Source organism: Mycobacterium sp. E3339, assembly GCF_001666915.1.
In the GTDB taxonomy this organism is placed as follows: Bacteria; Actinomycetota; Actinomycetes; order Mycobacteriales; family Mycobacteriaceae; genus Mycobacterium.
Genome location: NZ_LZIZ01000077.1, coordinates 38,629 through 65,178 on the forward strand (window position 1 = coordinate 38,629; position 26,550 = coordinate 65,178).

General features: G+C 69.3%; 13 protein-coding genes. 9 read left to right on the forward strand and 4 right to left on the reverse strand.

Going from position 1 to position 26,550, the window contains the following annotated elements; genetic code table 11:
• Positions 1-2: 2 nt before the first annotated feature.
• The 9 genes from A5702_RS06940 (at position 3) to A5702_RS06980 (ending at position 15,938) form a co-directional block, all read left to right on the forward strand.
• Positions 3-1,961: a galactan 5-O-arabinofuranosyltransferase gene (locus tag A5702_RS06940; protein ID WP_068219398.1), complete on the forward strand. Its 1,959-nt coding sequence runs from the start codon at positions 3-5 to the stop codon at positions 1,959-1,961.
• Positions 1,961-5,227, forward strand: coding sequence for an arabinosyltransferase domain-containing protein (locus A5702_RS06945; protein ID WP_156669514.1), 3,267 nt, complete (start codon positions 1,961-1,963; stop codon positions 5,225-5,227). The genes A5702_RS06940 and A5702_RS06945 overlap by 1 nt, the downstream gene beginning before the upstream one ends.
• Positions 5,228-5,238: 11 nt before the next feature.
• Complete coding sequence (locus tag A5702_RS06950; protein WP_068219430.1) at positions 5,239-5,862, forward strand: maleylpyruvate isomerase family mycothiol-dependent enzyme; 624 nt, start codon at positions 5,239-5,241, stop codon at positions 5,860-5,862.
• A gap of 71 nt (positions 5,863-5,933) precedes the next feature.
• A complete protein-coding gene (locus A5702_RS06955; RefSeq protein WP_068219401.1) occupies positions 5,934-9,260 on the forward strand; it encodes an arabinosyltransferase domain-containing protein in 3,327 nt (1,108 codons plus the stop codon).
• Positions 9,257-12,484, forward strand: coding sequence for an arabinosyltransferase domain-containing protein (locus tag A5702_RS06960; RefSeq protein ID WP_068219406.1), 3,228 nt, complete (start codon positions 9,257-9,259; stop codon positions 12,482-12,484). The genes A5702_RS06955 and A5702_RS06960 overlap by 4 nt, the downstream gene beginning before the upstream one ends.
• A gap of 157 nt (positions 12,485-12,641) precedes the next feature.
• Positions 12,642-13,148, forward strand: coding sequence for a hypothetical protein (locus A5702_RS06965; RefSeq protein WP_068219408.1), 507 nt, complete (start codon positions 12,642-12,644; stop codon positions 13,146-13,148).
• A gap of 105 nt (positions 13,149-13,253) precedes the next feature.
• On the forward strand, positions 13,254-13,721 hold the full coding sequence (locus A5702_RS06970; RefSeq protein ID WP_067823778.1) for a hypothetical protein: 468 nt from the start codon (positions 13,254-13,256) through the stop codon (positions 13,719-13,721).
• The gene (locus A5702_RS06975; protein WP_067823781.1) at positions 13,718-14,155 is read left to right on the forward strand and encodes an FHA domain-containing protein; all 438 of its coding nucleotides are present in this window, start codon (positions 13,718-13,720) and stop codon (positions 14,153-14,155) included. The genes A5702_RS06970 and A5702_RS06975 overlap by 4 nt, the downstream gene beginning before the upstream one ends.
• A 10-nt stretch (positions 14,156-14,165) precedes the next feature.
• The gene (locus A5702_RS06980; protein ID WP_068219410.1) at positions 14,166-15,938 is read left to right on the forward strand and encodes an acyl-CoA dehydrogenase family protein; all 1,773 of its coding nucleotides are present in this window, start codon (positions 14,166-14,168) and stop codon (positions 15,936-15,938) included.
• A 223-nt stretch (positions 15,939-16,161) separates the two neighbouring features.
• Here A5702_RS06980 and A5702_RS06985 read toward each other — a convergent pair whose 3' ends face one another.
• The 4 genes from A5702_RS06985 to fadD32 all read right to left on the reverse strand — a co-directional run bounded on the left by A5702_RS06985 (position 16,162) and on the right by fadD32 (position 26,437).
• Positions 16,162-17,532: a tetratricopeptide repeat protein gene (locus A5702_RS06985; protein WP_082955973.1), complete on the reverse strand. Its 1,371-nt coding sequence runs from the start codon at positions 17,530-17,532 to the stop codon at positions 16,162-16,164.
• Between the two features lie 39 nt (positions 17,533-17,571).
• A complete protein-coding gene (locus A5702_RS06990; protein ID WP_231965008.1) occupies positions 17,572-19,065 on the reverse strand; it encodes an acyl-CoA carboxylase subunit beta in 1,494 nt (497 codons plus the stop codon).
• Between the two features lie 77 nt (positions 19,066-19,142).
• Positions 19,143-24,467 (reverse strand): polyketide synthase Pks13, encoded by a 5,325-nt coding sequence (gene pks13 / locus A5702_RS06995; protein WP_068219433.1) that lies wholly within the window; start codon positions 24,465-24,467, stop codon positions 19,143-19,145.
• A gap of 71 nt (positions 24,468-24,538) precedes the next feature.
• Positions 24,539-26,437, reverse strand: coding sequence for a long-chain-fatty-acid--AMP ligase FadD32 (fadD32, locus tag A5702_RS07000; protein WP_055403906.1), 1,899 nt, complete (start codon positions 26,435-26,437; stop codon positions 24,539-24,541).
• Positions 26,438-26,550: the final 113 nt, after the last annotated feature.

Here is a 26,550-nt window from a genome sequence, read left to right on the forward strand (position 1 = left end):
TCATGCGTAACGCCCTGGCCAGCCTAGGCCAGATGTTCGTGGCGGTGGCGGTGGCCGTCGTCGTCGCCGTGGTCTCGCTGACCGCGATCTCCCGGGTGCAGTGGCCCGCCTTCCCGTCGTCCAACCAGCTGCACGCGCTCACCACGGTGGGACAGGTGGGCTGCCTGGCCGGTCTGGTAGCCGCGGGTTGGGCATGGCGACGGTGGCGCCGGCCCGCGCAGCTGGCCGGGCTGGTGTTCGTGTCGGCGTTCACCGTGGTGACCCTAGGCATGCCGCTGGGCGCGACCAAGCTGTACCTGTTCGGCGTCTCCGTCGATCAGCAGTTCCGCACCGAGTACCTGACCCGGCTGGCCGACAGTCCGGCCCTGCGCGACATGACCTACATCGGGCTGCCGCCGTTCTACCCGCCGGGCTGGTTCTGGATCGGCGGGCGGGCCGCGGCGCTGAGCGGAACGCCGGCCTGGGAGGTGTACAAGCCCTGGGCCGTCACCTCGATCACCATCGCGGTCGCCGTCGCGCTGGTGCTGTGGTGGCGGATGATCCGGTTCGAGTACGCGCTGATCGTCACCACCGCGACGGCCGCGGCGACGCTCGCCTACGGTTCGCCCGAGCCGTACGCCGCGATGATCACCGTGCTGCTGCCGCCGGTGCTGGTGCTGACCTGGTCGGGGCTGCGCGCCGGCGAACGGCGGGATCCCCCCGAGCGTCACGCCAGCGTGACGCCGGACGCCGACGGCCACACTGGCGTGACGCTCGAGGCGGCGGCGGAGCCACAGGCGCGAAGCGGCTGGGCCGCCGTCATCGCCGCCGGCCTTTTCCTGGGCTTCACCGCGACGTGGTACACGCTGCTGTTCGGCTTCAGCGCCTTCACGTTCGGCGTGATGGGCCTGTGGGTGGCCGGGTCGCGCTGGCGGCAGGGCGGTTTCAGGGCGGCGCTCGAGCCGCTGCGTCGGCTGGCCGTCATCGCGGTAATTGCGGCGGCCATCGCGAGCACCACCTGGCTGCCGTTCCTGTTGCGGGCGGTCGGCAGCCCGGTGAGCAACTCCGGCAGCGCCGCGCATTACCTGCCGGCCGACGGCGCCGTGCTGACCTTCCCGATGCTGCAGTTCTCCCTGCTGGGGGCGGTCTGCCTGCTGGGCGCGCTGTGGCTGGTCGTGCGCGCGAGGTCGTCGGTCCGGGCCGGCGCCCTGGCCATCGGCGTGCTGGCCGTTTACCTATGGTCGCTGCTGTCGATGCTCACCACGCTGGCGCGCACCACGCTGCTGTCGTTCCGGTTGCAGCCCACCCTGACGGTGCTGCTGGTGGCCGCCGGGGCGTTCGGGTTCGTCGAGGCGACGCGGGCGCTGTCCGCGCGCAGCCGGGCCGTGCTCCCCCTGGCCGGCGCCGTCGGCCTGGCCGCGGCGATCGCTTTCAGCCAGGACATTCCCGACGTGCTGCGGCCCGACCTCACCGTCGCCTACACCGACACCGACGGCAACGGGCAGCGCGGCGACCGCAGGCCGCCGAGCTCGGAGAAGTTCTACCCCGACATCGACCACACCATCACGACCGTGACCGGCCGGCCGCGCGACCAGACCGTCGTGATGACCGCCGACTACAGCTTCCTGTCGTTCTATCCCTATTGGGGATTTCAGGGACTGACGTCGCACTACGCCAACCCGCTGGCGCAGTTCGACCTGCGGGCCGCCCAGATCAACAAGTGGTCCAAACTCAAGTCCGCCGACGAGCTCCTCCACGCGCTGGACACCTGCCCCTGGCCGCCGCCGACGGTGTTTCTGATGCGCCGCGGCGCAAACGGCAACTACACCCTGCGGCTCGCCGAGGACGTCTACCCCAACCAGCCCAACGTCCGTCGCTACACCGTCGACCTGCGGGCCGCGCTCTTCGAGAGCCCGCAGTTCGTCGTCCACAGCGCCGGCCCGTTCGTGGTGGCCATCCGCAAGCCCGGACCGAGCCGCTGATGAGCACCGACACCGTGCCTCAAAAGGGGCCGCCGGGCGTCGAAGAACTAGCATCTACCACCGTGACCGACACGGGAGCGAACCACCGGATCACTCGGTGGGTTGCAATCGTCGCCGGGCTGCTCGGGGCTTTGCTGGCCCTCGCCACCCCGCTGCTGCCGGTCAATCAGACCACCGCGCAGCTGAACTGGCCGCAAAACGGCACGTTCGCAAGCGTCGACGCCCCCCTGATCGGGTACGTGGCCACCGACCTCAACATCACCGTGCCTTGCCAGGCCGCCGCCGGGCTGGCCGGACCGCAGAACGCCGGCAAGACCGTGCTGTTGTCCACCGTGCCCAAGCAGGCGCCCAAGGCCGTCGACCGCGGGCTGCTCATCCAGCGCGCCAACGACTACCTGGTGGTGGTGGTGCGCAACGTCGCGGTCGTCACCGCGCCGCTCAGCCAGGTGCTCAGCCCGGCCTGCCAGCGGTTGACCTTCACCGCGCACGCCGAGAAGGTCACCGCCGAATTCGTCGGGCTGACCCAGGGCCCCAACACCGAGCACCCCGGCGCGCCGCTGCGCGGGGAGAAGAGCGGCTACGACTTCCGGCCCCAGATCGTCGGCGTCTTCACCGATCTCGCCGGGCCGACCCCGTCCGGCCTGAGCTTCTCGGCGACCGTCGACACCCGCTACAGCAGCAGCCCGACGCAGCTGAAGATGGCCGCGATGATCCTCGGGGTCGTCCTGACGGCCGCCGCACTGGTCGCGCTGCATCTGCTCGACACCGCCGACGGCACCCGGCACCGCCGCTTCCTGCCGTCGCGCTGGTGGTCGGTCAGCGGGCTGGACGCGCTGGTCATCGCCGTTCTGGTGTGGTGGCAGTTCGTCGGTGCGAACACCTCCGACGACGGCTACATCCTGACCATGGCCCGGGTGTCCGAGCACGCCGGCTACATGGCCAACTACTACCGCTGGTTCGGCACGCCGGAGGCCCCCTTCGGCTGGTACTACGACCTGCTGGCGCTGTGGGCCCACGTCAGCACGGCCAGCATCTGGATGCGACTGCCCACCCTGGCCATGGCGCTGACGTGCTGGTGGGTGATCAGCCGGGAAGTGATGCCCCGCCTGGGCCACGCCGTCAAACGAAACCGCGGTGCGGCGTGGACGGCGGCCGGCATGTTCCTGGCGGTGTGGCTGCCGCTCAACAACGGCCTGCGCCCCGAGCCGATCATCGCGCTGGGCATCCTGCTCACCTGGTGCTCGGTGGAGCGCGCGGTGGCCACCAGCCGGCTGCTGCCGGTGGCGGTCGCCTGCATCATCGGCGCGCTGACCCTGTTCTCCGGGCCGACGGGCATCGCCTCCATCGGCGCCCTGCTGGTCGCGATCGGGCCGCTGCGCACCATCCTGCACCGCAGGTCCAAACGGTTCGGCGCGCTGCCCCTGGTGGCGCCGCTGCTCGCCGCGGTCACCGTCACCACCATCCTGATCTTCCGGGACCAGACGCTGGCCGGTGAGATCCAGGCCAGCATGCTCAAGCGCGCCGTCGGGCCCAGCCTGAGTTGGTTCGACGAGCACATCCGATACGAGCGGTTGTTCATGGCCAGCCCCGACGGGTCGGTCGCGCGCCGCTTCGCCGTGCTGGCGCTGATCCTGGCGCTGGCGATCACCGTGGCAATGTCGTTGCGCAAGGGCCGAATTCCGGGCACGGCCGCCGGGCCCAGCCGCCGCATCGTCGGCATCACCATCATCTCGTTCATCGCGATGATGTTCACGCCCACCAAGTGGACCCATCACTTCGGGGTGTTCGCCGGGTTGGCCGGATCGCTGGGTGCGCTGGCCGCGGTCGCGGTGACCGCCGCAGCGATGAGGTCCCGGCGCAACCGCACCATGTTCGCCGCGGTGGTGCTGTTCCTGGCGGCGTTGTCGTTCGCGAGTGTCAACGGCTGGTGGTATGTGTCCAATTTCGGTGTGCCATGGTCGAATTCGTTCCCGGCGTGGCATTACGCCTTCGCCACGGCGCTGCTCGGCCTGACCGTTCTGGTGCTGCTGGTGGCGGCATGGTTCCATTTCGTTTCACCGAACAACGGGTCGTCCCGGACCCGCGCGACCGGAATCATCCAGTCCCCCTTGGCAATTGCGACATGGTTGCTGGTCGTGTTCGAGGTCGCGTCGCTGACCCTGGCGATGACCGACCAGTACCCCGCCTGGTCGGTGGGCCGCTCCAACCTGCAGGCTTTGGCCGGCAAGTCCTGCGGCCTGGCCGAGGACGTGCTCGTGGAACAGGATCCCAACGCCGGGGCGCTGGCCCCGGTGGGCGCCTCGGTGGGCGACGCGCTGGGAGCGGGCTTGTCGGAAGCCTTCACCCCCAACGGCATTCCCGCCGACGTCCGCGCCGACCCGGTGATGGAGCGTCCGGGCGACCGCAGCTTCATCAACGACGACAAGCTGGTCACCGGCGCCGAGGCCGGCACGGAAGGCGGCACCAACCCGGCGCCGGGAATCAACGGTTCGGTGGCCCAGCTGCCCTACAGCCTGGATCCCTCGCGCACGCCCGTCCTGGGCAGCTGGCGCCCCGGCATCCAGGTGCCCGCCCACCTGCGGTCGGGCTGGTACCGCCTGCCGGCCCGCGACAAGGCGGGGCCGCTGCTGGTGGTCAGCGCGGCCGGCCGCTTCGACCCCCGCGAGGTCCAGGTTCAGTGGGCCACCGACGAGGAGGCCGCCGGCGGACACCCCGGCGGGTCGTTCCAGTTCGCCGACGTCGGGGCCTCGCCGGCGTGGCGCAACTTGCGGTTGCCGCTGTCGGCCATCCCCAGTAACGCCACCCAGCTGCGGTTGGTCGCCGACGACGAGGACCTGGCGCCGCAGCACTGGATCGCGCTCACACCGCCGCGGATCCCGCAGCTGCGCACGCTGCAGGACGTGGTCGGATCCAAAGACCCGGTGTTCCTGGACTGGCTGGTCGGGCTGGCGTTCCCGTGCCAGCGGCCGTTCGGCCACCAGAACGGCGTCGACGAGACGCCGAAGTGGCGCATCCTGCCGGATCGCTTTGGCGCCGAAGCGAATTCGCCGGTGATGGACAACAACGGTGGTGGCCCGCTGGGGGTCACCGAGCTGCTGCTGAAGGCGACCACCATGGCCACCTATCTGAAGGACGACTGGTCGCGTGACTGGGGCTCGCTGCAACGGTTGACGCCGTATTACGCCGACGCCCAGCCCGCCCGGCTGCAGCTGGGTACGACCACGCGCAGCGGGCTGTGGAGTCCCGCGCCGCTGCGCAAGACGTAGGCACCGCGGACATGACGGCCACCCTGATGAGCATGGCCCGCGACGAGCGGGCCGAGCTGGCCGAATTCCTCGCCACCCTGACGCCACAGCAGTGGGACGCGCCCAGCCTGTGCACGCGCTGGACCGTCAAAGACGTTGTCGCGCATATGATCAGCTACGAGGAGCTCGGCGCGCTGGGGCTGCTGAGGCGCTTCGCGAAGGGCTGGGTGGTCAGGGCCAACCAGGTCGGTGTCGACGAGTTCGCCGACCTGAGCCCCCAGCAGCTGCTCGACTTCCTGCGCGCCCATCTGGAACCGCGCGGGCTGACGGCGGGCTTCGGCGGCATGATCGCGCTCGTCGACGGCACGATTCACCACCAGGACATCCGCCGCGCGCTGGGCCGCCCGCGCACCGTGCCGGCCGATCGGCTCGAGCGGGTGCTCGGTCTGGTCCCCGGCAATCCCAGGCTCGGGGCCGGCCGCCGGATCCGCGGGCTGCACCTGCGCGCCACCGACATCGAGTGGGCGCACGGCCGCGGCCCCGAAGTGACCGGGCCCGGCGAGGCGCTCCTGATGGCGATGTCCGGCCGACCTGCGGCGCTCGCCGAGCTCGACGGCCCGGGCCTGGACACGCTGGCCGCCCGGCTGCCCCGCTGAACAGTCCGAAGACCCGCTGCGCGGCCCCGCGTCCTCAGCGGACATAGCGGCTTCGCTTACGATCGAGCCTCGTGCCCCACGACGATGATCGGCGATCCCAGCGGATCCCACGCTTGGTGGCCGTCGTCGCGGGGCTTGTCGGACTGCTGCTGTGCGCGCTGGTCCCGTTGCTCCCGGTGAAGCAGACCACCGCGACCGTGCTGTGGCCGCAGGGCACCGCCGACGGGCAGGTCACCCAGGTCACCGCGGCCCTGGTGTCCGGCGCGCCGCGCGCGCTGGACATCTCCATCCCGTGCGCCGCGATCGCCACGCTGCCCGCCGGCGGCGGCCTGGTGGTCTCCACCCTGCCCGCGGGCGGGTTGGACGCCGGCAAGAACGGGCTGTTCGTCCGGGCCGACAAGGATCTGGTGGTGGTCGCCTTCCGCGACACCGTGGCCGTGGCGACGCCGCGCCCGGCGGTCACCGGCGGAGCCTGCAGCGTGCTGCACGTCTGGGCCGACGCGGGCAGCGCGGGGGCCGACTTCGTCGGCATCCCGGGCGCCTCCGGGATCCTGCCGTCGGAAAAGAAGCCCCAAGTCGGCGGCATCTTCACGGATCTGAAGGTGCCCGCCCAGCCGGGGCTGTCGGCCCGCATCGACATCGACACCCGGTTCATCACGGCCCCCACCGCCCTCAAGCAGCTCGCGATGACCGGCGGGGCCCTGGCCGTCCTCACGGCCGTCGTCGCGTTGGCCGCGCTCGATCGCCGCAGTCGCGGCGGCGGCGCGCTGGTGAACTGGCGCTCGCCGATCGCTTGGCTCGCCCGCTACCGCCCGCGGGCCCGGTGGAATTCGTGGCGGCGCGTCGGGATCGCGACATGGATCGCCGACGCCGGGGTGATCGCGACGTTGCTGGTCTGGCACGTCATCGGCGCCACCTCCTCCGACGACGGTTACAACCTGACCATCGCCCGCGTCGCCCCGAAGGCCAGCTACATCGCCAACTACTACCGCTACTTCGGCGCGACCGATGCGCCGTTCGACTGGTACCTCGGGGTGCTGTCCCGGCTGGCGTCGGTGAGCACCGCCGGCGTCTGGATGCGCCTGCCCGCCACGCTGGCCGGGATCGCCTGCTGGCTGATCATCAGCCACTGGATCCTGCGCAGGCTGGGCCCCGGCAGGGGCGGCCTCGCCGCGAATCGGGTGGCGGTGTTCACCGCGGGCGCGGTGTTCCTGGCCGCGTGGTTGCCATTCAACAACGGGCTGCGGCCCGAGCCGCTGATCGCGCTCGGCGTGATCATCACCTGGATGCTGGTGGAGCGCGCGATCGCGCTGCAGCGCCTGGCCCCCGCCGCCGTCGCGATCTTCGTCGCGATGCTCACCGTGACGCTTGCGCCGCAGGGCCTGATCGCCGTCGCCGCGCTACTGACCGGCGCCCGGGCCATCGTCCAGATCATCCGGCGGCGCCGGGCCACCGACGGGCTGCTGGCTCCGGTCGCCGTGCTGGCGTCGTCGCTGTCGTTGATCACCATCGTGGTGTTCCGCAGTCAGACGCTGGCAGGAGTCGCGGAGTCGGCGCGCATCAAATACAAGGTCGGGCCGACCATCGCCTGGTACCAGGACTGGCTGCGCTACTACTTCCTCACGGTGGAGTCCAACCCGGACGGGTCGATGGCGCGCCGATTCGCCGTGCTGGTGCTGCTGCTGTGCATGTTCGGCATGCTGGTCACCCTGCTGCGCCGCGGCCGCATCCCGGGCGTGGCCAGCGGCCCGGCGTGGCGGTTGATCGGCACCACGGCGTTCGGCCTGCTGTTGTTGACTTTTACGCCGACGAAGTGGGCGGTCCAGTTCGGTGCGTTCGCCGGGCTGGCCGGGGCGCTGGGTGCGGTGACCGCCTTCGCCCTGGCCCGGATCGGCCTGCACAACCGCCGCAACCTGACGCTCTACGTGACCGCGCTGCTGTTCGTGCTGGCGGTCGCGACCTCCGGCGTCAACGGCTGGTTCTACGTCGGCAACTACGGGGTGCCCTGGTATGACATTCAGCCGGTCGTCGCCAGCCACCCGGTGACGTCGATGTTCCTGGCGCTGTCGATCGCGACCGGGCTGCTCGCCGCCTGGCAGCACTTCCGGATGGACTACGCCGGCCACACCGAGGTCAAGGACAACCGGCGCAACCGGGTTCTCGCGTCGACGCCGCTGCTGGTGGTCGCGACAATCATGGTGGTCGGCGAAGTCGCCTCCCTGACCAAGGGCGCGGTGTTCCGCTACCCGCTCTACACCACCGGCAAGGCCAACCTGGCCGCCCTGACGTCCGGGCTCTCGCCGACCAGCTGCGCCATGGCCGACGACGTGCTGGCCGAGCCCGACCCGAATGCGGGCATGCTGCAGCCGGCGCCCGGGCAGACCTTCGGCCCGGACGGACCGCTCGGCGGCAGCAACCCGGTCGGCTTCAAGCCCGACGGCGTCGGCGACGACCTGAGGTCGTACCCGGTAGTCACCAAGCCGGGTGTGGTGAATTCCACCGGGTCACCCAACAAGCCCAATGCCACCATGAGCGACTCGGCCGGCACCGCCGGCGGTAAAGGCCCGGTCGGGATCAACGGCTCGCACGCGGCGCTGCCGTTCGGCCTGGACCCGGCCCGCACCCCGGTGATGGGCAGCTACGGCGAGAACTCGCTGGCCGCCACCGCGACGTCGGCGTGGTACCAGCTGCCGCCGCGTAGCCCGGACCGGCCGATCGTGGTGGTGACGGCGGCCGGCGCCATCTGGTCGTACAAGGAGGACGGCACCTTCACCTATGGGCAGCAGCTAAAACTCCAGTGGGGCGTCGCGCGTCCCGACGGCACCACGCAGCCGCTGGCAGAGGTGTATCCGATCGACATCGGGCCGGAGCCGGCGTGGCGCAACCTGCGGTTCCCGCTGACCTGGGCACCGCCCGAGGCGAACGTGGCGCGCATCGTCGCCTACGACCCGAACCTGAGCTCGGATCAGTGGTTCGCCGTCACGCCGCCGCGGGTCCCGGTGCTGGAGACTTTGCAGCAGTTGATCGGGTCGCGCACCCCGGTGCTGATGGACATCGCGACCGCCGCGAACTTCCCGTGCCAGCACCCGTTCACCGAACACCTTGGCGTTGCCGAACTTCCGGACTACCGGATCCTGCCCGATCACAAGCAGACGGCGGCCTCGTCGAACGGGTGGCAGGCCGGCGAGGACGGGGGCCCGTTCCTGGTCACCCAGGCGATGCTGCGCACCTCCACGGTCTCGACGTATCTGCGCGGCGACTGGCATCGCGACTGGGGATCGGTGGAGCAGTACTTCCGGTTGGTGCCGGCTGACCAGGCGCCGGACGCCGTTATCGAACAGGGTGTGATGACTGTGCACGGCTGGAGCCGGCAGGGACCGATTCGGGCACTGCCATGAGCGTCACGACCGTGAACAACCGCGAAGACAAGGCGACCGCCGGTCAAAACGTGCGCGCGACGCGCTGGGTGGCGACGATCGCCGGGCTGATCGGCTTCGTCCTGTCGGTCGCCACGCCGTTGCTACCCGTCGTGCAGACCACCGCCACATTGAACTGGCCACAGAACGGCCAACTGAATAGCGTTACGGCGCCGCTGATTTCGCTGACCCCGGTCGACATCACGGCGACCGTGCCGTGCTCAGCCGTGCGCGCCCTGCCGGCCGAGGGCGGGGTCGTGCTGAGCACGGCGCCCAAGAAGGGCAAGGACGCCGCGCTGAACGCCCTGTTCGTCGTCGTCAACGGCAAGCGTGTGGACGTCACCGACCGCAATGTGGTGATCGCCAGCGCGCCGCGGGACCGGGTGGAGTCCCCGCAATGTCAGCGCATCGAGATCACCTCGACGAAGGCCGGCGCGTTCGCCACCTTCGTCGGGCTCAATGATCCGGCGGGCAAACCGATTAGCGGTGGTTTCGCCGACCCGAACCTGCGGCCGCAGATCGTGGGGGTGTTCACCGACCTCACCGGCCCCGCACCGCCGGGCTTGAAGTTGTCGGCGACCATCGACACCCGGTTCTCCACCACGCCGACGACGCTGAAGCTGACTGCGATGGTGCTGGCGATCCTGTCGACGATCGTCGCGCTGGTCGCGCTGTGGCGCCTCGACCAGTTGGACGGCCACCGGATGCGCCGGCTCATCCCCGCGAACTGGCGCACGTTCACCCTGGCCGACGTCGCGGTGATCTTCGGCTTCCTGCTGTGGCACGTGATCGGGGCGAACTCGTCGGACGACGGCTACATCCTGGGCATGGCCCGGGTGGCCGATCACGCCGGCTACATGTCGAATTACTTCCGCTGGTTCGGCAGCCCCGAGGACCCGTTCGGCTGGTATTACAACCTGCTGGCGCTGATGACCCATGTCAGCGACGCCAGCCTGTGGATGCGGTTGCCGGACTTGATCGCCGGGATCGTGTGCTGGTTGCTGCTCTCCCGTGAGGTGCTGCCCCGACTGGGGCCCGCGGTCGCGGCCAGCAGGCCGGCGAACTGGGCGGCGGGCATGGTGCTGCTCACCGCGTGGATGCCGTTCGACAACGGCCTTCGCCCCGAGCCGATCATCGCCGTCGGCTCGCTGATCACCTACGTGCTGATCGAGCGCTCCATGCGCTACAGCCGGCTGACGCCCGCCGCGCTGGCCGTCATCACCGCGGCGTTCACCCTCGGCGTCCAGCCCACCGGACTGATCGCGGTGGCCGCGCTGGTCGCCGGTGGCCGCCCGATCCTGCGCATCCTGGTCCGCCGGCATCGGCTGGTCGGCACCTTGCCGCTGGTGGCGCCCATGCTGGCCGCGGGCACGGTCATCCTGACGGTGGTGTTCGCCGACCAGACGCTGTCAACAGTGTTGGAAGCCACCAGGATTCGGACCGCGATCGGACCCAGCCAGGCCTGGTACACCGAGAACCTGCGCTACTACTATCTGATCCTGCCCACCGTCGACGGCTCGCTGTCGCGGCGCTTCGGCTTCCTGATCACCGCGCTGTGCCTCTTCACGGCCGTGTTCATCATGTTGCGGCGCAAGCGAATTCCCGGCGTCGCCCGCGGTCCGGCCTGGCGGTTGATGGGTGTCATCTTCGGCACCATGTTCTTCCTGATGTTCACCCCGACCAAGTGGGTGCACCACTTCGGGCTGTTCGCGGCGGTGGGCGCCGCGATGGCCGCGCTGACGACGGTGCTGGTGTCGCCGAAGGTGCTGCGCTGGTCGCGCAACCGGATGGCGTTCCTGGCGGCGGTGCTGTTCGTGTTGGCGCTGTGCTTCGCCACCACCAATGGCTGGTGGTATGTCTCCAGCTACGGCGTGCCGTTCAACAACAGCATGCCGAAAATCGGCGGAATCACCATCAGCGGAGTCTTTTTCGCGCTCTTCGCGATCGCCGCGGTGTACGCGGCCTGGTTGCATTTCGCCGGCCCCAGCCATGGCGAGGGTCGGCTGGCCCGGGCGCTGACGGCCGCGCCCGTCCCGCTGGCGGCCGGCTTCATGACGCTGGTGTTCATCGCGTCGATGACGGCCGGCATCGTGCGTCAATACCCCACCTACTCCAACGCCTGGGACAACCTGCGGGAGTTCAGCGGGGGATGCGGGCTGGCCGACGACGTGCTCGTCGAGCCCGACAGCAATGCGGGCTTCATGGCGCCCTTACCGGGCGACTACGGACCGCTGGGCCCGCTGGGCGGCGTCAACCCGACCGGGTTCACCCCCAACGGCGTGCCGGACCGCACCCTGGCCGAGTCGGTCAAGGAAACCTCGGTGCCGCAGCCCGGCACCGACTACGACTGGGACGCGCCGCTCAAGCTGACCACCCCGGGCGTCAACGGGTCGACGGTGCCGCTGCCGTACGGCCTCAACCCCGAGCAGGTTCCGGTGGCCGGCAGCTACACGACCGGGCCGCAACAGCAGAGCAGGCTGACCTCCGCGTGGTACCAGCTGCCGAAGGCGGACGATGGGCACCCCCTGGTGGCGGTGACCGCCGCGGGCACGATCACCGGCAACAGCGTGCTGCACCACCACACCACCGGGCAGACCGTCGTGCTGGAGTACGGCAAGCCGGGACCCGGCGGCGACCTGCTGCCGGCCGGGCGCATCGTGCCCTACGACCTCTACGGTGAGCAGCCCAAGGTGTGGCGCAACCTGCGCTTCCCGCGCGCCCAGATCCCCGCCGACGCCGTCGCGGTGCGCGTGGTCGCCGAGGACCTGTCCCTGACGCCGGACGACTGGGTCGCCCTGACCCCGCCCCGCGTGCCGGAACTGCGCTCCCTGCAGGAGTACGTCGGTTCGACGCAGCCAGTGCTGATGGACTGGGCGGTCGGGTTGGCGTTCCCGTGCCAGCAGCCGATGCTGCACGTCAACGGGGTCACCGAGATTCCGAAATTCCGGATCACCCCGGACTACAACGCCAAGAAGCAGGACACCGACACCTGGCAGGACGGCGTCAACGGCGGCCTGCTGGGCATCACAGACCTGCTGTTGCGGGCGCACGTGATGTCCACCTACCTGTCCCGCGACTGGGGCCGGGACTGGGGATCGCTGCGCAAGTTCGACACCATCGCCGACGCGCAGCCCGCCCAGCTCGATCTCGGCACCGCGACCCGCAGCGGCTGGTGGTCCCCGGGCCCAATCCGGATTAAGCCGTGACGATTAATAAAGGCTTTCGCCCTAATTCGGCAGCCGCCAAATAACCGCATAAATTAACGATTGAGTAATTGCCGAGGAAAGGTTTAATTCGGCCAAAGGCGGGCTAATACCTATTCCGCTGTGATCGAGTTCACACGGGACCCAAATAGGTGGCATTATGCGCGCGCTGATACGCGTCGAAACATGTGCGGCGGCGATCACGTTGGTGATCACCCCGGCGGCGACGTTCGAAATCACCACGGCCGGCGCCGAGGGCGCCACCACGGTCGTCATGGACAACTACTTGCGGCGCTGCGATTTCAGCCGCGTGGCCGAGGCCCCCAAGGTGCCGAGCCCGATGCTCGGCACCGGTTCGGCGCTGATCCATACCTCCGGCTCACGAGCGGTCGCCGAGGTGCACCTGTACGACGAACCCGAGCCGGGCACCCACTTCGACGTCGGACTCATCCAAATGCCGCGGCCGTCGTCGAGCACCTGCGGACCGGGTGATCCCGGCACCGCCTTCGCCGGGATGGACACCGACGGGGCGGGCAATGGAACGACGGTCGTGCAAGACACCATTCGGCCCGGCACCACGGGCGTGTGGGTGATTATCGAGCGGGCCAACGGAAACTCGCAGAATCCGGCGGAGTTTTACACCTCCGAGTTCGTCGCGCCCGTCTAACTCCCGCCCCGGCAGCCAGTGCCTTAAGTCCCTATCTCGACGCCGCGGTCGAGTGCTCCGATAAAGGGGTCGCCGAATGACCGGCGTCGGATGAGAGGCACGGCAATGAACGCTCCACAACAGCCCACGACCCCGACACGCTTTTTGTGCCGCGTGCTCGGCCCCTTCCTCGTCGTCGTCGACGTGACGGCGGTGGCCCGCGCCTCCGACATGCAGTCGCTGCTGTCGCAGTTCGAGGCGAACTCGATGTGGACGTTTGTGACCGGCGCCTTCATCCTGCTGCTCGGCCTCACTATCGTTGCCGCGCACCAGAACTGGCGGGGGGCCGCGGCGATCATCGTTTCGCTGCTCGGCTGGCTGATCGTCCTGCGCGGGGTGCTGCTGGTCGCCTTTCCCAAGTTCTTCGCCTCGGTGGCCAACGACATGATCGGCGCGCAAGGCTGGTGGATCGCGCTCTGCGTCGTCTTCGCCCTGGTCGGCCTGTACCTGACCTACGTCGGCTGGGCACCGGCGCCGAAACGGCCGACAACTCAAGGGGCGGCGGTCAACCCGGATCTGCCGCGAGCCGCGTGAGCGACCCGGGGCCGCCACCGCACCGGCCAACCGAACGCGCGGGCGAGGACGAACTCACCGGTGACATCGGCACCGCGGTTCCCGCCGAGTTCGACGCCCCGGAAACCGCCGCGGAGGACGACAGGCCCACTCTGAGCCCGGGCACGGCGCTGCTCATCGTCAAGCGCGGGCCCAACACCGGCTCACGGTTCACGCTGACCCAACCCGTCATGTCCGCGGGCCGGCATCCGGAAAGCGACATCTACCTCGACGACATCACCGTCAGCCGCCGGCACGCCGAATTCCACAGCGCGGGTGGGCAATTCCGTATCATCGACGTGGGCAGCATGAATCACACCTATCTCAACCGGGAGCCCGTCGACGAGGCGGTGCTGGCCGACGGCGACGAAATCCAGATCGGCCGGGTGCGTCTGGTCTTCCTCACCAACGCGTAGCGTTTGTCCCATGAGCGACTACGCCGCAGAGGCGGTGGACAGGCTGCCTTTCTCCACCGAGGAGAAAGCCCAGCGCTACCGGACCGAGAACTACCGCGGGGCCGTCGGTCACAACTGGTACCTCACCGACCCCACCCTGCAATTCACCATGGCGTACTACCTGCAGCCCGAGGAACTCGCGGTCGTGGAGCCGCACCTGGTGCGCATGGGCGAGCTGATGGGCGGCCCGGTCGCTCGATGGGCGGAAGAGACCGACCACAACCCGCCGCGGCTGGAGCGCTACGACCGGTGGGGACACGACATCAGCCAGGTCGTCATGCCCGCGTCCTTCACCCAGTCCAAGCGCGCGGTCCTGGACGCCCAGCAGGCCCTGCGCGACGACGCGCGCGCCGCCAAGGTGAGCTCGGGCCTGAGCCTGTTCGCGTCCAACTATCTGCTCAACCAGGCCGACATCGGAATGGGCTGCGCGCTGGGCACCGGCGGCGGCATGGTCTCCTCGCTGGTGGCCGCCTACGCGCCGCCCGACGTGCGGGAGCACGTGCTGGCCAAGTTCGCCTCGGGCGAGTGGGCCGGCGAGACCGCGCAGCTACTGACCGAGCGCACCGGCGGCTCGGACCTGGGCGCGCTGGAGACGACCGCCAAGCGCGCCGGCGACGCGTGGATCCTGAACGGCTTCAAATGGTTTGCGTCCAACTGCGCCGGCGAGGCGTTCGTCGTGCTGGCCAAGCCGGAGGGCGCCCCCGACTCGACGCGCGGCGTGGCCAACTTCCTGGTGCTGCGCACCCGCCGCGACGGGTCGCGCAACGGGGTGCGGGTGCGCCGCCTGAAGGACAAGCTCGGTACCCGCTCGGTGGCCTCCGGCGAGGTGGAATTCGTTGACGCGGAGGCGTTTCTGCTGTCCGGGGAACCCAGCGGCGGGGCGGGCCCGTCGGACGGCAAGGGCTTGGGCCGCATGATGGAGCTGACCAACGCCGCGCGCCTCGGCATCGCCCTGTTCGGGCTCGGCAACGCGCGCCGCGCCCTGGTCGAGTCGCTGTGCTACGCCCGCCGACGGCATGCGTTCGGCGGCGCGCTCATCGACAAGCCGCTGATGCGGCGCAAGCTCGCGGAGATGATCGTCGACGTGGAAGCCGCGCAGGCAATGGTTTTCGACGGTACCGGCGCCACCAATCATCGCCAGCCCCGCGGCATGCGCCAACGCATCGCGGTGCCGGTCACCAAGCTCAAGGCCTGCCGGCTCGGGATCACCGCGGCGTCCGACGCGATCGAAATCCACGGCGGCAACGGCTATATCGAGACCTGGCCGGTGGCCCGGCTGCTGCGCGACGCGCAGGTGAACACCATCTGGGAGGGGCCGGACAACATCCTGTGCCTGGATGTGCGGCGCGGGATCGAGCAGACCCGCGCGCACGATGCGTTGTTGGCGCGGCTGCGCGACGCGGTGTCCGTCTCGGACGACGACGACACCACCCGGCTGGTCGCCGGGCGCATCGAGGACCTGGACTCGGCGATCACGGCGTGGTCCAAGTTGGACCGCGACATGGCCGAGGCGCGGCTGTTCCCGCTGGCTCAGTTCATGGGCGACGTGTACGCCGGCGCGCTGCTCACCGAGCAGGCCGCCTGGGAGCGCGCCACCCGTGGGGGTGAGCGCAAGGCGCTGGTCGCCCGGCTTTATGCGCAGCGGTACCTCGCGGATCGGGGGGCGCTGCGCGGCATCGACGCCGACTCCGACGAGGCGCTGGAGCGGTTCGACGAACTCGTCGACGGCGCGTTCACGGGCTAGCGATCACTGGCCGCCGATCGTGTCGTGCGACAAACACCACCCGATCCACGGATTTGATATCGCAAGCGATATCAAGTTTCACGGTCGGCGTATGGTCGGAGAGACGCTGCCGGTGTGACGAATGATGTTGCGCGGCAGCCGATCTAGACGAATCGGCCCGTGCTTTCGTGCCGTGCGGAACCACAACCGATTTCGGGATCGTGGTGGAACACCAGGAACCTCTTCAGACCCTCGCGCTGCCATCCCAGAACAGGGGCAGACCGCTCCAGGTGCGGTTGTCGATGAAGTGCAGCATTGTTCGCGATGCCTGCGTGAGTTCGTGGTCGTCTCCCAGCAGCCGCGCGCAATCGTCGATCAACCGCCGGGTCCGCTCGCCGGCCGCCTCGAATTCGTGCCCCTCCCAAAACCGCCAGGCCAGGAAATACCGCCACAGCAGGGTCTGGTAGGCGTCATTGCCCGCGGTTCGGGCGCTTCGGGACAGCGCTTTCTTCGCTGCCACAATGTTTTCCATCAACTCGGCGCGCTCGGAGCGCTGCTCGTCGGCATCCTCGGTCACCTTGTCGACCGTGTCTTCGTCGAGGTCTCCCGTGTCCAGCCAGCCCCGCCCCGGGGGCTGGTCGATGCCGCGCTCTTCCGATTCCATGTCGACGTACAAATGGAAGGCAAGATCGCGCACCTCGTCGAGGTCCTGCTCCCACTCGGCGCGCGCCGCTGTGCGTTGTTCGCGCGCAGCGACGCTCAGCGGATGGCCCTCGCCAAGGCCGCGGGCCAGGTCCTCGGCCAGTAGTTCCCACTCGGAGATGCAGTCCACTTCGGTACCCGCCGTTTTCGGCGCCCAAAGCGCACGCACGTAACGCGCCCGCAGGCTGGTTTCAGCGTCATGGCCGAGCGCGTTTTCGGCGGCCGTTATCAGTTCGTCGAGGCTTCTGCAAACGAAATCGGTGACGCCTGTGGCTTCCCCGAGCCACCCCAGCCGCGCCAATTGGGCAGCCAGCGTATCGGGATGATGCTTTCCCAGGACCTGGCGGCGGTACATGACGACGGGCACCGCGTCCGAGCTGGCGCCGAAAGGGTCACCTAGATCGTAGCGGGCCTGCGCCGCCATGTAGGCAGCCGAAAGCGTCACCTCGTGCTCGACACCGAACGCGCGAGTTTCGGCACCGCACAACCGAACCCAGCGCACCAGCCGGCTTCCGGGATCCTCGTTCGGATACTCGACGTAGGCCACGACATGACTTGCACGGAGCGTGTCGGGGTGCTCAGCGCCCAGCACGCGAGCCATGGTCGGAACCAGTTCGCGCAGTTGGTCGACCGCACCGACGTCAGCGAGGAGGAAACGCCACCGCGCCACCGCGCCGGCCACCACGAGCGTCTCCGGGTGTTCTGGTCCGAGCACATCGCGACGCATATCGAGTACTGCGCCGGCGTCACGGACAGCACCCTCAGTGTCGCCGGCGGTCTGGCGCGCCTCGGCGAGCGCCAGCAGCGCGGCGACAGTCGATTCGTGTTGCGGACCCAGCGTGGCTTGCACCGACTGCCACTTCTGTACTGCTGCCGTGACCGGATCAACCTCGGCCTCTTGGTTTTCCGACATGCAGATCCCCTTGCCTGCCAGGCCGGTTCAACCGGAACGCTAGACCGGGATCAGCCCGTGCTTGCGGGCCGTGCGGAACCACAACTGCTTGTCCCGCAACAGCCTAAGCGACTTGCGTAGCAAAAGCCGGGTCTCGTGCGGGTCGATGACCGCGTCGATGAAGCCGCGTTCGGCGGCGGTCCACGGGATGGCCATGTTGAGGTTGTAGCCCTCGATGAAGTCCTTCTTGATCTGCTGCGCCTCGGGCGTCGTCGGGTCGGGGAACCGCTTCATCAGCAGCTGCGCGGCCCCCTCGGCGCCGATCACCGCGATGCGCGCGGTGGGCCAGGCGAAGTTGAAGTCGGCGGTCAGCTGCCGGGACCCCATCACGGCGTAGGCGCCGCCGTAGGACTTGCGCACGGTGATCGTCACCTTCGGCACGTCGGCCTCGACGACGGAGTACAGGAAGCGCCCGCCGCGCTTGATGATTCCGCGCTTCTCCTCCTCGGCACCCGGCAGGAAGCCCGGGGTGTCCACCACGAACACCAGCGGGATGTTGAACGAGTCGCAGAACCGGATGAACCGCGCCGCCTTGTCGGAGGCCTCGTTGTCGATCGCCCCCGACATGTGCATGGGCTGATTGGCGATCACCCCCACGGGGTGCCCGTCGACGCGCGCGTATCCGGTGATGATGGCCGGCCCGTGCTGCGCGGCGACGTCGAGGAAGTCGCCGTCGTCGAAGATGCGCAGCAGGATTTCGTGCATGTCGTAGGCCGCGTTGTCGGAGTCCGGCACGATCGCGTCGAGCTCCAGGTCGGTCGGGGTGATCTCCGGCTCCAGGCCGGGGTTGACGATCGGCGGCTTGCCGAAGGTGCTCGACGGCAGGAACGAGAGGAAGTCGCGCACGTACTGGAACGCCTCCGCCTCGGAGTCCACCACCTGGTGGATGTTGCCGTAGCGGGCCTGCGCGTCGGAGCCGCCCAGCTCGTCGAGGGTGACCTCCTCGCCGGTGACCTCGCGGATGACGTCCGGGCCCGTGACGAAGAAGTAGCCCTGGTCTCGCACCGAGACGAGCAGGTCGTCTTGGATGGGCGAATACACCGCTCCCCCGGCGCATTTGCCGAAGATGAGGGAGATCTGCGGCACCAGACCCGACAGCGCCTCGTGCCGGCGGCCCAACTCGGCGTACCACGCCAGCGAGGTGACCGCGTCCTGGATCCGGGCCCCGCCGGAGTCCTGGATGCCGATGATCGGGCAGGCGACCATCGCGCACCACTCCATCAGCCGGGCGACCTTGCGGCCGAACATCTCGCCGACCGTGCCCTGGAAGACGGTCTGATCGTGGGAGAACACCCCGACCGGCCGGCCGTCGATCATGGCGTGCCCGGTGACGCACCCGTCGCCGTAGAGCGCGTTCGGGTCGTTCGGCGTCTTGGCCAACGCCCCGACCTCCATGAACGTGCCCGGGTCGACCAGCGCGTGGATGCGGGCGCGGGCGCTGGGGATGCCCTTCTTCTCGCGCTTGGCCGCGGCCTTCTCGCCGCCGGGCTCCATGGCCCGCTCCAGACGAACGTGTAGCTCGGCCAGCTTTTCGGCTGTCGTGTGAGCGCGAGAAGGTTCCGCACCGGTCACTACTTGCCCACCTCACTCGTCCGGCGGCGCCCCGCCTCGATGTTGTCCAACGCCTCGGTCAGGTGTGCACCCACCTTGGCGATGATCGGCTCGTCGATGGCCTGGATGTGCTCGCCACCGATCGGCACGACCTCGAGGTCGGCCACGTACTCGCCCCAGCCGCCGTCCGGCTGGCGGATGGCGTACCGAGGCTCGAACTCGATGACGTCGTCATGGTAGCGATCGGCCATGTAGAGCGTGACGTGGCCGTCGTAGGGCTCGATCTGGACCGTCTCGAGCGCCCGGTTGTCCAGGTACGAGGTTCGCTGGTGCTCGATGATCCCGCCGGGCACCTGCACGCCGCTCTGCTGGACGATCTCCAACACGAACTTCACCTGGCCTTCGTCGTCGAGCTCCTCGAGATGCTCGTACGGGATCGCGGGGATCTCGACGTTGAAGGTGCGCTCGGCGAACCGCGCGTAGCGGTCCCAGCGCTTGCGGGTCTCTTCCTTGGTCTGCGGGATCTCCTCGCCGGCCCGGACGGTGTCGATCATGCCGACGAACGCGACGTTCGCGCCCATCCGCTTGAGCCCGATCGCGCAGGCGTAGGCCAAGGCGCCACCGAGCGACCAGCCGACGAGGACGAACGGCTTGTCCCCGTTCATCTCCAGCAGCTTGGGCACGTACTGGGCGGCCCGTTCCTGCACGGTGCCTTCGACGCGCTCCAGGCCGTACATCGGGGTGTCCGCCGGCAGCCGGTTGAGCAGCGGCTCGTACACCACCGTCGAACCGCCGGCCGGGTGGAACACGAAAACCGGTACCTGCGAATCGTTTTGCGGCGCCCGGATGGTGCGGACGAAGCCGTCGATCACGCCGGCCTCCAGGTAGTCCCGCACCTTCTCGGCCAGCGCCTCGATGGTCTGCGACGCCAGCACGTCCTCGGCGGTGATCGTCCCCTCGGCGCGCTCGGAGAGGCGCTGGGCCATCTTGGCGGCCTGCTCGTCGTTGAGCTTGGGCAGCGGGTTGAAGATGCCGCCCGGCGACTTGCCTGTGACGATCGCCCACGTCGCAAAGGTGACCCGCTCGGCGGCGTCGCGTGGTGGCACGTCCGAGTTGAGCGCCTTGGCGACCGCCTCCTGGTTGAGCGCTTGGGCGGCGCCGGCCAGGTTGGGCTGCTTGCCGTTCGGGGTCGGGCCCGACGGGTCCGTCGGCGGCGGGGGGATCGGCATATCCGACGCCGGGGCCGGTGGCGCGGCCTGTGTTTCGGGCTCGGCCTGCGGATCGGGCGCGGGCGCCGCCACGGTGGCCGGCGTCGCCCCACTCAACAGCTGCGCCTGCTCCTTGGCGATCTCCTCGGGCGTCAGCGTCTGCTGGTGCTCGTGCAGCTGCTCGACCTCGTCGCGGTGCTCGACCGCGTACTCGATCAGCTTCTCCACGGCGTAGAGGTTCGCGTCGCGCACCGCCGTCAGCTGGATCGGCGGCAGGTCGAAGTCGTACTCGACGCGGTTCTTGATGCGCACGGCCATCAGCGAGTCCAGGCCCAGCTCGATCAGCGGCACCTCCCACGGCAGGTCCTCGGGCTCGTAACCCATGGCCGCGCCGACGATCGTGCCGAGGCGGTCCGCGATGGTCTCCCCGGAGTCCGGCGACCACTTGCCCATGTCCGCCGAGAAGTACCGGTTGGTCAGGCTGTCGGTCAGGGTCTCGGCCTCCGGCTCGTCCCCGCTCGCCTCCGGCTCGGCCACCGCCCCGTTGATCGGCGCCTCGATGACCGCGCCGGCGCCGACGGCGGCGGGCAGGGCGACGCCTTGTTGCCCGGACCGCGCCACCAGCGCGTCGTAGACCAGCGTGAAGGACTCGTCGATGCGCGCGTGCACCTGGACCGACGCGCCGCCGGGGTGGCGGGTCAGCGTCGTCACCAGCCGGGCGCCCTCGCCCGGCACCGCACGCTGCTCGGCGGCGGCCAGCTGAGCGTCCGGAAGGACCGCTGCCGCAGCGGTTTTCACCAATGCCGCCAGGTCGGTCGCGCCGCGTGGCTTGTACTCCCACACGTGCCGGCCGTCCGGCAGCGCGACGTGGTTGCCGGGCATCATCACCGACGCGTCGCCGGAGAAGTGGGCGTCGAGCCAGTGTTCCTTGCGCTTGAAACGAGTCGGTGGGATGTTCGCGTAATCGGCCGGTCCGGTGGCTCGGCTGAACAGCGTCCAGATGTCGAGGTCGTGGCCGTGCACGTAGAGCTGGGCCATGGCCGAGATCATCGACTCGACGTCGTCCTGCTTTTTGGCGAGCGTCGGAATCAATTGGGCGTCATGAAGACCCGCGGCCGCGGTGGTCAGGCCGATCTGCATCAGCGCCACCGGGTTGGGCGCGAGCTCCAGGAAGGTGGTGTGGCCGCTGTCGACGGCGTTGCGAACACCGTGGGTGAAGTAAACCGAGTGACGCATTCCCTTGACCCAGTACGCGACATCGTGGATCGGCTCGCCGCCGGGCTTGATGTAGCTGCCCTCGTGCACGGTCGAGAAGATTCCGACGCTCGGGCTCATCGGCTCGATGCCCTGCAGCTCGGCGGAGAATTCGCCGAGAAGCGGGTCCATCTGCGATGTGTGCCCGGCGCCCTTGGTCTGCAGCTTGCGGGCGAAGCGGCCCTCGGCCTCGCAGCGGGCGACGATCGCGTCGATCTGCTCGGGCGGGCCGCCGATGACGGTCTGACTGGGCGCGGCGTAGACGCACACCTCCAGGCCGGGGAAGTCGCCGAACACGTTTTTCAGCTCGTCGGCGGAGTACTCGACGAGCGCCATCAGCCGGATGTACTCGCCGAACAGCATCGCCTCGCCCTCGCCCATCAGGTGTGAACGCGAGGCGATGACGCGCGCCGCGTCCGCCAGGGACAGGCCGCCGGAGAAGTAGGCCGACGCGGGCTCGCCGAGCGACTGACCAATCACCGCAGCGGGTTTGGCGCCGTGGTGCTTGAGCAGCTCACCCAGCGCAATCTGGATCGCGAAGATCACGACGTTGGAAGTCTCGATGCCGTACTCGTGCGAGTCGTCGAGGATCAGTTCGAGCACCGAGTATCCGCGCTCGTCCTGAATCAGCGCGTCGACCTTCTCGATCCACTCGGCGAAGACCTCGTTGCGCAGGTACAGGTTCTTGCCCATCTTGCGGTGCTGCGCACCGAATCCGGCCATCGCCCACACCGGGCCGTTGGTCACCGGGCCGTCGACGCTGAACACGCCCGGCCGCTGCTTGCCCTCGGCGACCGCGCGCAGGCCCTTGATGGCCTCCTCGTGGTCGTGGGCCAGCACCACCGCGCGCGAACGGCCGTGGTTGCGGCGCGACAGCGCCCGCCCGATGGACTCCAGTGAGGAGGCCTGGCCTTCGGAGCTTTCCATCCAGTCGGCCAGCTCGGCGGCGGCGGCCTTCTTGCGCGAGGTCAGGAAGGCCGACACGGCGAGCGGGATCAGCGGCTTGGTCGGCTCCTCGGCCTCCCGGGCCGCGAGCTCTTCCAGCGCAATCTCTTTGAGCCGCAACGCCTCCTCGGTGACGCCCGGAAGCTCATACTCTTCCTCGGGCGCCTCGGCGTCGGGGATGATGTTGCCGAAGTCGTCGAACCGCAGCGAGTGGCCTTCCATCGTTGGCGCGTCAGCGGTTTCAGAGGCTTTTTCGGCTTCGGCCTGCGGCTCGGGTTCCGGCGCCTCTTTCTCAACGACGTCGCGGGGCAGCACCTCGCGCACCACCAGGTGCGCGTTGGCCCCACCGAACCCGAAGCTGGACACCCCGGCCAGCGCGTAGCCGCCGTAGCGCGGCCAATCGGTCGCGGTGTCAACGACTTTCAGGCGCATCCCGTCGAAGTCGATGTACGGGCTGGGGCCGGCGAAGTTGATCGACGGCGGCAGCTTGTCGTGCTGCAGCGCCAGCACCACCTTGGCCAGGCTCGCGGCACCCGCGGCCGACTCCAGGTGGCCCACATTGGTTTTCACCGCACCCAGCAGCGCCGGGCGGTCGGCCGGACGTCCGCGGCCGACGACGCGGCCCAGAGCCTCGGCCTCGATCGGGTCGCCCAGGACGGTCCCGGTGCCGTGCGCCTCGATGTAGTCGACGGTGCGCGGGTCGATGCCCGCGTCCTTGTAGGCCCGGCGCAGCACGTCGGCCTGCGCGTCCTGGTTGGGCGCGATCAGGCCGTTGGATCGGCCGTCGTGGTTCACCGCGCTGCCGGCGATCACGGCGAGGATCTGGTCGCCGTCGCGGCGGGCGTCGTCGACCCGCTTGAGCACCAGCATGCCGCCGCCCTCGGAGCGGGTGTAGCCGTCGGCGTCCGAGGAGAACGACTTGATCCGGCCGTCGGGCGACAGCACCTGGCCGATCTCGTCGAAACCGAGCGTCACCACCGGGGTGACCAACGCGTTGACGCCACCGGCGACCGCCACGTCGCACTCGCCGTTGCGCAGCGCCTGCACCGCCTGATGGGCGGCCACCAGCGAGCTCGAGCAGGCGGTGTCGACGGCGACCGACGGGCCGCGGAAGTCGTAGAAGTAGGACACCCGGTTGGCGATGATCGACGTCGCCGTGCCGGTGATCGCGTACGGGTGCGCGACGGTCGGGTCGGACACCGCCAGGAAGCTGTAGTCGTTGTTGGAGACGCCGACGTACACGCCGACCGATCCGCCGCGCAGGCTCGACGCCGGAATGCGGGCGTGCTCGAGCGCCTCCCAGGTCAGCTCGAGGGCCATCCGCTGCTGCGGGTCGATGTTGTCGGCCTCGGTCTTGGCGACCGCGAAGAACTCGGAGTCGAAGCCCTTGATGTCCTTCAGGTAGCCGCCGCGGGTGCGGGCGTTGGCCAGCCGCTCGGCCAGCCGCGGCTCCTCGAGGAACTCAGACCAGCGGCCCTCGGGCAGGTCGGTGATGGCGTCGCGACCCTCCATCAGCGCCTGCCACGTCTCCTCGGGGGAGTTCATGTCGCCGGGGAGCCGGGTGGACAGGCCGACGATCGCGATGTCGACGCGTTCGGCCGGGCCGTTGCGCGTCCAGTCGGCGACGTCGTCACCGCTGGTGTCGATCTCGGGCTCGCCCTCGATGATGCGGGTGGCCAGCGACTCGATGGTCGGATGCTGGAAGGCCACCGCGACCGACAGGGTGACACCGGTCATGTCTTCGATGTCGGCGGCCATCGCCACGGCGTCGCGGGACGACAGGCCGAGCTCGACCATCGGCACCGACTCGTCGATGTCGTCCGGCGACTTCCCGACGGCCTTGCCCACCCAGTTGCGCAGCCACTCGCGCATCTCGGGGACCGTCATTTTGCGCCGCTCCTCCTCATCGCTCCGCTCTGCATCGTCGCCGGCGCGCATTTCGGTCTTCTTGGCGGGCAGATTCTCCTGCGGGTCCTGGGGATCGTCTAATTCAGCCATGGTTCCTGGGTTCAGTCGTTAGCGCCGGCGAAGGCCGTCGGCGATCCGACGCCGCTACGCAGGCTGCCGTCGAGGTAGGCGGCGCGGCACGCGCGGCGCCCGATCTTGCCGCTGGAGGTACGCGGGATCGTTCCCGCCTGCACAAGCAGCAGGTCGCGGATGGTCACCCCGTGGCGGACGGCGATGGCCGCCCGGATCTCGTCCGCGATCGGCTGGTAGTCCAGCTTGTGCGTGCCGGGAGCGCGCTCGGCCACGATCACCAGCTGCTCGGAGCTGTCCTCGGGGTCGTACTTGAGCCCGGTGTGCGGGTTGTCGAACACCACCTGCGGCAGCTGGTTAGCCGGGACCGAGAACGCGGCCACGTAGCCGGTGCGCAGGGCGCGGCTGGCCTCCTGCGCCGAGTACTCGAGGTCCTGCGGGTAGTGGTTGCGGCCGTCGATGATGACGAGGTCCTTGATCCGGCCCGCGATGTAGAGGTGGCCCTTGTGGTAGGTGCCGTAGTCGCCGGTCCGCACCCACATGCCGTCGTCCGGGGCGCCCTCGGCGTGCGACTGGCTGATGCGCGACTTGAGCAGGTTGCGGAACGTCTCGGTGGTCTCGTCTTCCCTGCCCCAGTAGCCGGTGCCCATGTTGTTGCCGTGCAGCCAGATCTCGCCGATCTGCCCGTCCGGCAGCTCGCTGGCGGTGTCGGGGTCGACGATGACGGCCCACTCGTCGACGCCGATGATGCCGGCGGAAACCTGCGCGACGGCCGTGGGCGCATCGGGGGCGACCTCGACGAAGCGCTGCTTGTTCAGCTCGTCGCGGTCGACGTGGATGACCGTGGGCGCCTCGTCCATGGGCGTGGTGGAAACGAACAGGGTGGCCTCGGCCAGGCCGTACGACGGCTTGATCGCGGTCTCGCGCAGGCCGTACGGCTTGAACGCCTCGTAGAACTTGCGCATCGACGCCGGGGACACCGGCTCGCTGCCGTTGAGGATCGCCTTGACGTTGCTCAGGTCCAGCGGTGGCTCGCCGTCCTTGGGCACGCCGCGCACCGCGGCGTGCTCGAACGCGAAGTTCGGGGCGACGGTGACGACCTCACAGTTCGGGGCGTCTTCGGGCTTGCGCGCCATCTCCCGAATCCAGCGGCCGGGCCGGCGCACGAACGCGGCCGGGGTCATGAACGTGAAGTTGTAGCCGAGCACCGGCGACAGCAGCGCCGTGATCAGGCCCATGTCGTGGAAGAACGGCAGCCAGGACAGGCCCCGGTCGCCCTCCTTGCCCTCGAGACCGTTGAGCACCTGCAGCACGTTGGTGGGCAGGTTCAGATGGGTGATCTGCACGCCGGTCGGGGTGCGGGTGGAGCCGGAGGTGTACTGCAGGTAAGCGATGGTGTTCTCGTCGGCCTCGGGCTCGACCCAGGTGGACGCCACCTCGTCGGGCACCGCGTCGACGGCGATCACGCGGGGCCGTTCCTTGGCCGAGCGCGCGCGGATGAATTTGCGGACGCCTTCCGCGGCCTCGGTGGTGGTCAGGATGGTCGACGGCGTGCAGTCGTCGAGCACCGCGTGCAGCCGGCCCACGTGGCCCGGCTCGTTCGGGTCGAACAGCGGCACCGCGATCCGGCCGGCGTACAGCGCGCCGAAGAAGGCGATGAGGTAGTCCAGGTTCTGCGGGCACAGGATGGCGATGCGGTCACCCGGCTGGGTGACCTGCTGCAGCCGGGCGCCCACCGCCCTGTTGCGGGCGCTGAAGTCGCGCCACACGATGTCGCGGTACACCCCGTCGCGCTCGGTGGAGTAGTCGATGAAACGGTAGGACAGCTTGTCGCCGCGAACCCTCGCCCATTTCTCAACGTGCTTGACCAGGTTGGTGTTATCCGGAAACCTGATCTTTCCATTCACGATGAACGGGTTGTGGTACGGCATTCCGCTCTCCTGTCACGCCTGTTTAAGTCGGCGCCACGCCGACTTTCGTCCTATGGTCGGCGACGCCGACGGTTTCCCATCTCGACCGCGGGCCAGTCCTCGCGCGGCGCCAC